The organism is Fundicoccus ignavus, assembly GCF_009659375.1.
In the GTDB taxonomy this organism is placed as follows: Bacteria; Bacillota; Bacilli; order Lactobacillales; family Aerococcaceae; genus Fundicoccus; species Fundicoccus ignavus.
In genome coordinates this window covers 1-10,339 of the sequence record NZ_WJQT01000038.1, presented here as the reverse complement: position 1 = coordinate 10,339, position 10,339 = coordinate 1, and the positions used below count along the sequence as shown (strand labels likewise).

Sequence of the window (10,339 nt, the reverse complement as noted above, 5' to 3'; positions counted from 1 at the left end):
GCTTAGTGTTTTTTTATACTGGTGGTCATCCAGTGTCTCGAAATTTATTCGGTTGTGTTCATTAACAAGTAATGAACCCTTACACATTTTGGTGTTTGTCTTTGTTCAGTTTTCAATGAGCTTTGTCCGATTGGAAACGCTTCGTTTCGCTTCGTGACAACTTCTATATAGTAGCATGAGTTGCTTGTTTATGTCAAGCACTTTTCAAAAATTCTTTAAAAAGTTTTTTTTCTCAACTACCTCTCTTGCGTGATTGCTTTTGCAATTGCAAGGTCTTTATCTTAACATGGTCTTCGCTTTCGTGTCAACAACTTTTTTTAAAAGTTTTCAACCGTTTCGCATGTCACTTAGACAGAAGATTTTGTTTAGTTTGTGTCGCCTCGTGACGACAAGAAATAATATAACATGCTTCGCCTATTTCTGTCAAACCTTTTTAAGAATTTCTTACGCTTTATTACAAAATGTTTAAGGAATACGATTCTTATCGAGTTTTGCAATATGTTTGTTTTCGTATTTTGATTGTCTTAACGGTTTGTTTGTTCTCTTTTATCGGTTATAATATGATAGCAATTAGAATATCTCATCGCGATTATGATATCGCGCTTATTATTGGAGGCAATTATGGAATTACATCACCCAGTATTTCAATTAAAAGACTTGAGCCATTTATGGCATAGTACAATAGGGATTGAAAAAGAATCTCTTAGATTAAAACAAGATGGGTCATTGTCTGAATATCCACATTCCACTGAATGGGGTAAGCGAACACAACAACCTTACATTCAAACTGACTTTGCTGATAGTCAATTGGAGTTAATTACTCCTCCGGTTTATTCAGCTAAAGAAGCCAGAAAGTGGTTATCAGCTACACACCAACTTGTACAGGATACCATCACTACGCAACATGATGATGAATTGATTTGGCCATTTAGTAGCCCCGGTCTACTCCCAGATGACGTTTCTTCTATCAAAATTGCTCAGTTAGAGAACGAGAATGAATACAACTATCGTGCTTATCTAGCAGAAGTTTATGGAAAACCAGTTCAATTACTATGCGGGATCCACTATAACTTTCAAATTAATCCAGCATTAATAGAAGAAAAAGTTGCTGACTTCAATCCAAACTTAAGTATTAAAGAAGTAACGAACGACCTTTATTTAACATTAGGACGGAATTATTTGCGTTATCGTTGGTTATTGACCTATTTTCTAGGTGCTGCACCTTATATCGCTGACAATTATTCCACTGAATTATATGGCAGCCCTAAAGAAAAAGCGATGCGTTCATTTAGACAAAGTCAATACGGCTATAATAATGACGAAGACGTGTCAATTTCATACGCTTCATTAGAAGCATTTGTTTCTGATGTTGAAAAAGCAGTTGCTAACGGTCAATTACTATTAGAAAAAGAACTTTACCGTGACGTCCGTTTTAGAGGGCAAGATCGTTATCGTGATTTAATCAATAACGGCATTAAATATATCGAATTCCGTAACTTTGATTTAAATCCATTTGATCCATATGGTATTACTGAGAAGGATACAGATTTTATTAAGTTGTTTATTTTGACTATGTTATTCCTTCCTCAAATTGAAAAGGATGAAGAGGTAGAATTAGGTAACATTATGAATCACGTGATTGCTTCTAATGAAGCACATGCAGCATTACCATACCTTGCTGAAGGTGAAAAGTTAGTTGATGCAATGTTATTAGTGGCTCGCGCTTTGGATGAACAACAATTAATGAATGGTTATTTCGAAAACTTAGTGACGGATAAACGCCAACAGCTTTATCATCCAGAATTAACGATTGCGGGTAAACTGGTTACTATTATAGAAAAAGAAGCTCAAGCTATGAATAAGCCTGCCGAAAATCACTTCTTAGCTTTCGGCTTAAACTTAGCACGTCAACATAAAGAAACTTACTTAGAACGTGATTATAATTTACACGGCTTTGAAAATTATGAAATTTCTACTCAAAACGTCTTGAAACATGCCATTAAAGCGGGTATTAAAATTGAGGAAATTGATTCAACTGAGAATTTATTGAAGTTTACTTATAACGGACACTCCGAACTAGTCAAGAGCGCTAATATGACTTCATTAGATACACAAATTAGTTATTTCGTAATGGAAAACAAGGTTGCCACTAAGAAAGTTTTAGCCCAGAACGGTATTAGCGTTCCTGCTGGTAATAGTTTCACTTCTTTTGAAGAAGCGGCTCGGTATTTCCCTTTAATTAATTTCGAACAATTTGTCGTTAAACCCAAGAATACTAACTACGGTCTTGGTATAAGCATCTTTAAAACTTTCCCATCTAGAGAAAATTACGAAGAAGCCTTACAAATTGCTTTCGCTGAAGACAATACTGTTTTGCTTGAAGCCTTTATACCAGGTACTGAATTACGTTTCTATGTTCAAAATAATAAAGTTGAAGCTATTTGTGAGCGCCAGGCAGCTCAAGTTAAAGGTGACGGCCATTCAACCATTTCTGAATTAATCGATATAGTAAATAGTAATCCACTACGCGGTGACAATCATCGTTCACCATTAGTAAATATTGGAAAAGGTCGTTTAGAACAACTCCAATTGACGAGTCAAAACTTGACACTTGATTCGATTCCTGAAGAGGGTCAAGTGGTATACTTACGTGAGAATAGTAATATTTCAACAGGTGGTATTGCCATCGACCGTACAGACGAAGTGCACGATGATTACAAACGTATTGCCATTCAAAGTGCCCAGTTCTTAGGCGCTAACTTCTGTGGGGTTGATTTAATCATTAAAGATTATACTCAACCGATTGTTCAAGAAGATGACTATAGTGTCATCGAAGCTAACTTTAATCCAGCGATGATGATTCATTTATTCCCTGGTGTTGGTCAAGCTAGACCGTTAGGTAAAGCTGCCTTGAAACAATTATTCCCAGAAGCACCACTTGATTAATAAACTCGGACGAGTCCGAGGGCTTTGAATTTCGGTTAACAATTTTAACTTGATTATATCGCTTTACTTTAGTTGGAATACTTAACGTAGCTCAGCGACTTGTTTTCCAAAGCGGTATCCATACAGATAATGGGCAATCGGCACAGCTTGCTTTGACTATCAATAAAGAAAGCGAATTAGTCAGAGCCTAGCCGCTTGAGCTGGAAAAGCCCTCACAATCATGAGGTTTTAAAAGCGACCACCGCCTTGGAACAACAATAAGCTGAGCGAAGCACAGAGCTTGATAAATCATCATAAAACTTATAATTCCTTATACTAAAAAACTAGCTAAATGCTTTAGGCATCTAGCTAGTTTTTAGTCTTTAATCAAATAACATACCAACTAAGTCATCAGCCGTTACGTTTCCGAAATACTTATTAACATCAATATTTTTTAATACCTCTGACATTGAAGCTCGATCGTACTTAACACCGATTAATTGTTGTTCAACGTCTTGAATATCTCCTAAACCAAAAAAGTCTCCGAATATTCTAGCTTCAACAATTTTGCCACCTTTTACGTTAAAACGGAAATCAACAAGTCCAAACGGGAATTTATGACTTTCTTTAATATCAAACGCTGGTGATTTTCCATAATTCCAATCCCAGTTCCCGAATCTTTCTTCACGAATCGCATAGACTTTTTGCCAATCTTCCTCGGTCAAATGATATTCTTTGACATCTTCACGTTTTTCTACCCCGAAAATCTCCAATAAGATTAAATCTCTGAATTCTTCTGTTGATAAGTTTTTGTACTGTTCATCGACATAAGGTTCAATATTTGTTACACGTGAACGCACTGACTTAATGCCTTTTGATTCTATTTTGGCTTTGTTAGGTTTTAACGCTCTTGTTACTTCTTCTAAGTCTGATTTAAACATAATCGTTCCATGAGCAGTCATACGTCCATTCTTGGCATACATGGCATTCCCTGAGAATTTGCGGCCATCAATCAGTAAGTCATTACGACCTTGTAATTCTGCGCTAGTCGCTCCCATCTTATGCAACGCTTCGATGACAGGTTTCGTGAAACTGGCAAAATCGCGGAAAGAACCATCATCATCTTTAATAAAACAGAATGAAAAGTTCCCTAAATCATGGTAAACTGCCCCACCACCTGACATACGACGAACAACTGTAATGCCCTTCTCTTCAACATAAGGTTGATTTACTTCTTCAATCGTATTCTGGTTACGGCCAATAATAATTGATGGTTCATTAATATAGAATAGTAAAATCGGTTCATCAACTAAACGGTTCTCTACCAAATAGGTTTCAAGCGCAATGTTTACACTCGCATCATAATTGTTTTGATTATCTACAAAATACATTCAATCTTACCTTTCTGCTTAAAATTCTCACGTCACTTAGACTTCGTATACTGCTCCAGGATATGCTTCTAATAATGTAATACTACTATTTAAATCTCTCACCACTTGACTAATAATTAAAGCTTGATCAGCTTGAGGCGGTAAATGAGTTGGTACTAAAGCTTTCACTTTTGCTTCGTTCGCAAGTTTCGCAACTTCTTCTGCTGTAAAATGTTTGTCGTTGCGTCCCATCTCATTCGAAAAGTTACAATCTGCTACCAATAAATCGGCTTCGTTCGCAAAAGGAATCATCGCTTCTGACCAACCACTATCCGCAGTATAGACAATGACTTTACCTGTTTCTCTTTCCTCGAATCGCATCGCATAACATTCCAATGGATGGACAGTTCTGACAAAGGTTACATCAAAGGGCCCTAAGTGTAGCACCTCTTTAGGTTGGTATGGCTTAGCCAAACTTGAACCATCATCTGCCAATAACTTCGCAAATTCTGAATCTGGATAGTGATAAATCGGAATAGGCGTCTTTTTAGGTGCTGGTTTCTTCAATAAAAACAAATGCTGAAAAATCCCCAAGTCTGCCACATGATCCGGATGATCATGCGAAACTAAAACCGCATCTAAAGCATTAACGTCCAAATATTTTTCAATTGCTAGTGCTGAACCACTCCCAGCATCTATCAAAACATGATAATCTTCTGCAGTTGAACTTAATAAATAAGATGAAGTACCATTATCGCCTAATGGGTAACCTCCAGCACAGCCAATAATACGTAATTTCATTACACTCTCCCCCTCTTCATTTTACATAACTTTATCAAACTAAGTTCGTTTTTAAACATTGTCATGAATTTCTTTTACAGTCTCATTATTTAATTTTTGAACAATGGCATTGACTAATTTAACTGTATTCTTGAAATCATCTTCGTGGATGACAGACGTATGAGAATGTAAGTAACGAACCGGAACAGTAATCGCAATTGAAGGAATTCCATTCAACGCTTGATGTTGAGAACCTGCATCTGTTCCACCGCCAGGAATAAACGTATATTGGAAAGGTATATTATTTGCTTCAGCGATATCTACGACAAATTCACGCAGTCCTTTATGACCAATCATTGACGCATCATAGACAATGACTTGCGGTCCTTTGCCCAATTCAGAGTCAGCTTCTTTAGCCGTCATTCCCGGTGTGTCGCCAGCAGTACCTGTATCTAAAGCAACTGTAATATCTGGTTGAATCATGTGCGTCGCACCCTTGGCACCACGCAAGCCGACTTCTTCTTGGACATTAGCTCCTGAGAACAAGATAGTTTCATGCCCTTTTGCAACAGCTTCTTTCAAGACTTCAATCGCTACAGCAACACCAATACGGTTATCCCATGCTTTACTTAATAGGAAGGGTGTGTCATTTAAACGTGTATATTCAATATAAGGTGTAATCATATCGCCCGGACGAATGCCCCAGCTTTCAACTTCTTCTTTAGAACTTGCACCTAAGTCAATGAAAACATCTTTAATATCAATTGGCTTGTTACGCGCTTCAGCAGTTAACACATGTGGCGGTTTCGAACCTGTGACACCACGATACTCTTTACCATCACGTGTAGTAATTGTAACCTGTTGCGCCAAGACAACTTGACTCCACCAACCACCAATCGTCACAAAATGAATAAATCCTTTCTCTGTGATTTGGCTAACCATGAAACCAACTTCATCCATATGCGCTGCTAACATTACACGCGGCCCTTCAGCAGAACCAGTATGTTTCGCAAAAATCCCCCCTAAACCATCTTGGACGAATTCTTCCGCAACATCCGCAACAGAATCTTTAAATAATTGACGAACTCGCCCCTCATTACCGGCAATCCCGTTCACTTCTGTTAATTGTTTTAACAATTGTTCATTAATTTCCACTCTGACATCTCCTCATTTTCTTACATCGAGTTAAACATAACTCCTGCAAAATATGATTTTTCATTCAAAACATATAAATAATATAACAGTTCAACCCTACTTTTTCAATTTACAGCAAAAAGCCTTCATCATTCAACCTTGGTCAGTCTTGGTCTTGACGAAGTGCCTATTGCCATTATTCTTTTCTAGTCATAATTTTGGCTGCCATCTGGTTTCCACAAAATCAATTTATCTCGCCAAAGACTCGATTTTACGTCAATGATTCTTTGATTAGAACTTCCACGAAACTGCAACGTTAAATCTTTCTTACTCAATTCAAATCGACCGTCTACCAAAACATCAATTAAACCCAATAATTCTAGTTTATCTTCAGATTCTCGTAACATTTCTTCCCAATAATAACCAGTCCATGACCAGATATCCTTCTTATCACCGAATCTTTCTCGCACTGCTCGACATAAAGGGATTAATATTTGTGTATTAAGAAATGGTTCCCCACCTAAAAGTGTTAAGCCTTGGCAATATGGAGCTGCTAAATCATCCAGAATTCTTTGTTCTAGTTCTTGCGTATAAACTTCCCCATAATTAAAGCTTTGAGCTACGCGATTATAACAGCCTTCGCAAGCAAAGAGACAGCCACTCACATACAAGCTACAGCGCACACCCTCACCGTCAACAAAATTGTAAGGTTTGTAATCGGCTATTTTGCATTGACTATAGTCCTTGGCTAACCATTCTTGCGGTTTAGGGTGTTTCATCTCAGTCACTTCCTTTAATTATTTCATATGTTTAACGCGTGCAGAAATTTCTTTATGACGTCCATTGACCATTGGTCGCTGTTGCGGATTCCCCAAGTAGCCACACGTTCTTTTAACTACATCACAAGTCGCCGGATTACGGTTACCACAGGACGGACACTGAAAACCTCTGGCAGTTGCATCGAAATCACCATCAAAACCACATTCATAACAATGATCAATCGGTGTATTCGTTCCAAGATAACCAACGCGGTCATAAGCATAGTCCCATACTGTCTCTAGCGCTTTCGGATTTTGACGCATATTCGGATACTCACAGTAATGAATAAAACCACCACTACAGTAAACAGGATAATCTTTTTCGAAATCCAACTTTTCAAAAGGTGTTGGTTTCTTACGAACGTCATAATGGAATGAATTCGTATAGTACTCTTTATCTGTAATATCTGGCACTGGACCAAACAAATCATAATCCATACGGCAGAATCGATCCGTTAAACTTTCAGATGGTGTACTATACACACTAAAGTGGTAGCCGTGTTGTTCACCCAAAGCATCAGCTTTAGCTTTCAACTGACGCAAGATATTTAATGTGAACAGTTTCGCTTCTGAATTATCTTCCCAATCGGGTCCATAAAAACAAGTCGCTACCTCATATAAACCAATATAGCCTAAAGAAACAGTTGCGCGTTTATTTTTAAATAATTCATCTACTTTGTCCTCTATTTTTAGTCGGTCGCCAAAAGCACCATACATATACAATATAGGTGCATTCTCAGGTTTAGCTTCTTTCACTCTTCTCACACGGTAAACAAGCGCATCTGCTACAATTTCTAAGCGCTCATTCAATAAATTCCAGAAGGTATCCATCTGACCATTACTTTCCAATGCAATTCGCGGTAAATTCAACGTTACTACGCCTAAATTCATTCTTCCGTCATTCACTTCATGTCCGTTCGCATCTTTCCAGCCTTGTAAAAAAGATCGACAACCCATCGGTACTTTGAAACTACCGGTTAACTCTACTATTTTGTCATACATGAGGACGTCAGGGTACATTCTTTTCGTTGCACATTCTATCGCTAACTGTTTCAAATCATAGTTAGGATCTTGTTTTTCCAAGTTTATGCCGCGTTTGAGTGTGAAGACCAACTTAGGAAAAATCGCGGTTCTACGCTCTGTTCCAATCCCACCTATTCTTACTTGCAGAATCGCACGCTGGATTTCTCGCTCGATCCAACTTGTTCCCAAGCCAAAACCTAAAGTTGTAAAAGGTGTTTGCCCTTGTGAAGTATAAAGGGTATTAATTTCGTACTCTAAACTTTGCATCGCATCATAAATATCTTTTTTAGTGCGCGCAATAGCATATTCTATTTGTTTAGCAGGGTCTTCTATCCACTCTGATGCCACCGCTTGATGCTTCTTAAGATTAATCTCTGCATAAGGAGCCAGTACTTCATCCACGCGATTTGCACTTGTTCCACCATATTGACTGCTGGCCACATTCGCAATAATTTGAGCCATCTGTGCAGTTGCAGTTTGAATCGAACGTGGTGATTCTACATCTGCATTCCCAATTTTAAAGCCTTTCTCAAACATCGACTTAAAATCAATTAGGCTACAGTTACTCATAGGTGCGTATGGATGATAATCCAAGTCATGGAAATGAATTTGCCCCTTTTGATGAGCGTTAGCCACGTGAGCCGGTAACATGGTTAAACCAATTGATTTTGCGACGATTCCTGCAGTTAGATCACGCTGTGTATTGAAAACACGAGAATCTTTATTAGCATTCTCATTAACAACTTGTTGTTCTTTTGCCTGCAAAGCTTTAATCCGAAAATTAATGTTTGAAGCTTCAGCTCTTTCTAAATCTCGTTCTGTTCTATAACGAATATAGGCACGTGCAATTTCTGGTTGATGACTTTCTAGTAAATGATGTTCAACAATGCTCTGTATTTCATAGATTTTTATATCATCCGTATAACGTTTCGCAATATCCTCTGTCACGCCATCAACCAACCGGTCGATAAGCATGGTGCTTTCTTCAGTTAATATTGGATATACTTCTTGAAAAGCTTTCAAAATCGCTTGTTTAATTTTTTGATGATTAAAGCTCACAATACGACCATCACGTTTAATTACCTTTAAATTTAAAATTTGTGAAATTATTCTTTCTTGTTGATTAATTAATTCTGTCATAAATCCACCCTCCTAGTCGAGACACAATATATAGTGTCAAGACACCTAAATGATACCATACATATTGTAGTAAAACATTATTTTTGTGAGGCTTGTGATTTAGTTGTGATTAATTAATAGATAACTTATCGATACACTTAATATAAAAAAAGTCTAGTTCCGCTATTTTGCAGATGGAAGATTTTAGGAATATTCTGAATAATATTTTTTTGAACCAGATGGAGTTCAATTGTTCATTTTAAGTATTAGAATTTGATACTAGTGCTCAACAGTTCGTGATTAAGGTTGTCACGCGAGGAACAGATATTCTAAATCACTGTTAGTGGGGTGATTTTTATAGTTTAATCAGAGCATCAACTGGATTAGCTTCTAATCTAGTCGATACTCGAAGACCTTCGGATAGATTAACACCTTATCTAGTCGATACTCGAAGACTTTCGGCTAGATTAGCACCTTATCTAGTCGATACTCGAGGACATTCGGCTAGATTAATGCCTTATCTAGTCGATAATTGAAGACCTTCGGCTCGATTAACACCTAATCTAGTCGATACTCAAAGAGCTTCGGCTAGAATAACACCTAATCTAGTCGATACTCGAAGACCTTCGGCTAGAATAACACCTAATCTAGTCGATACTCGAAGACCTTCGGCTAGAATAACACCTAATCTGGTCGATACTCGAAGACTTTCGGCTAGAATAACACTAAAATGGACCCTATAGAATGGACAGTGATTTTTACGGCCTCATAAAAATATAGACAGCGTGGAATAAGATAGATATATTATCTGTACACTAATAAAAAGGCTAGCTTGTTTGAATAGACACAAGCGAATAAGGTGCTTGTTTTTTACAGACACTGCTAACTCGTCCAGTTTTTCTAACAGACACGTTCGATAAGGCCACATCTTTAGCTAGACAGCTAAAGAAAGGCCTAGCGTGTACTTTATCCAGTATTTCATTATGAAGCATTTTAGACAAAGGAGTCCATACGATGGCCAAACACATATTAACACAAGAACATATCGATCAATTAAGATTATCTCCTTATATCTTATCAGTCACACAATCGCAGATTCGTTACACTGACGAGTTAAGAGCGCTCTATTATCAACAAAAAGATCAATTTGAATCTGGGATTGACTGGTTA

At 37.5% G+C, this 10,339-nt stretch carries 6 protein-coding genes; 1 reads left to right on the top strand and 5 read right to left on the bottom strand.

The window, feature by feature from the left end; translation table 11 throughout:
• Positions 1-621: 621 nt before the first annotated feature.
• Positions 622-2,946 (top strand): bifunctional glutamate--cysteine ligase GshA/glutathione synthetase GshB, encoded by a 2,325-nt coding sequence (gene gshAB / locus GF867_RS13400; RefSeq protein WP_172974044.1) that lies wholly within the window; start codon positions 622-624, stop codon positions 2,944-2,946.
• A 362-nt stretch (positions 2,947-3,308) separates the two neighbouring features.
• On the opposite strand, the gene lplA is transcribed toward gshAB, so the two are convergent.
• The 5 genes from lplA to nrdD form a co-directional block, all read right to left on the bottom strand.
• The gene (gene lplA / locus GF867_RS13395) at positions 3,309-4,316 is read right to left on the bottom strand and encodes a lipoate--protein ligase (protein WP_153833594.1); all 1,008 of its coding nucleotides are present in this window, start codon (positions 4,314-4,316) and stop codon (positions 3,309-3,311) included.
• Positions 4,317-4,352: 36 nt separating this feature from the next.
• The gene (locus GF867_RS13390) at positions 4,353-5,096 is read right to left on the bottom strand and encodes an MBL fold metallo-hydrolase (RefSeq protein WP_153833593.1); all 744 of its coding nucleotides are present in this window, start codon (positions 5,094-5,096) and stop codon (positions 4,353-4,355) included.
• Positions 5,097-5,147: 51 nt separating this feature from the next.
• Positions 5,148-6,230: a M42 family metallopeptidase gene (locus tag GF867_RS13385; protein ID WP_311454418.1), complete on the bottom strand. Its 1,083-nt coding sequence runs from the start codon at positions 6,228-6,230 to the stop codon at positions 5,148-5,150.
• Between the two features lie 185 nt (positions 6,231-6,415).
• Positions 6,416-6,988 (bottom strand): anaerobic ribonucleoside-triphosphate reductase activating protein, encoded by a 573-nt coding sequence (gene nrdG / locus GF867_RS13380; RefSeq protein WP_153833592.1) that lies wholly within the window; start codon positions 6,986-6,988, stop codon positions 6,416-6,418.
• An 18-nt stretch (positions 6,989-7,006) separates the two neighbouring features.
• Positions 7,007-9,190, bottom strand: a complete 2,184-nt coding sequence (gene nrdD, locus GF867_RS13375; protein ID WP_153833591.1) for an anaerobic ribonucleoside-triphosphate reductase — start codon at positions 9,188-9,190, stop codon at positions 7,007-7,009.
• Positions 9,191-10,339: the final 1,149 nt, after the last annotated feature.

Excerpts from the sequence above, each read along its gene's own strand:
- nrdG (WP_153833592.1), bottom strand. The coding sequence starts at position 6,988 with ATGAAACACCCTAAACCGCAAGAATGGTTAGCCAAGGACTATAGTCAA.
- lplA (WP_153833594.1), bottom strand. The coding sequence starts at position 4,316 with ATGTATTTTGTAGATAATCAAAACAATTATGATGCGAGTGTAAACATT.
- GF867_RS13390 (WP_153833593.1), bottom strand. The coding sequence starts at position 5,096 with ATGAAATTACGTATTATTGGCTGTGCTGGAGGTTACCCATTAGGCGAT.
- nrdD (WP_153833591.1), bottom strand. The coding sequence starts at position 9,190 with ATGACAGAATTAATTAATCAACAAGAAAGAATAATTTCACAAATTTTA.
- gshAB (WP_172974044.1), top strand. The coding sequence starts at position 622 with ATGGAATTACATCACCCAGTATTTCAATTAAAAGACTTGAGCCATTTA.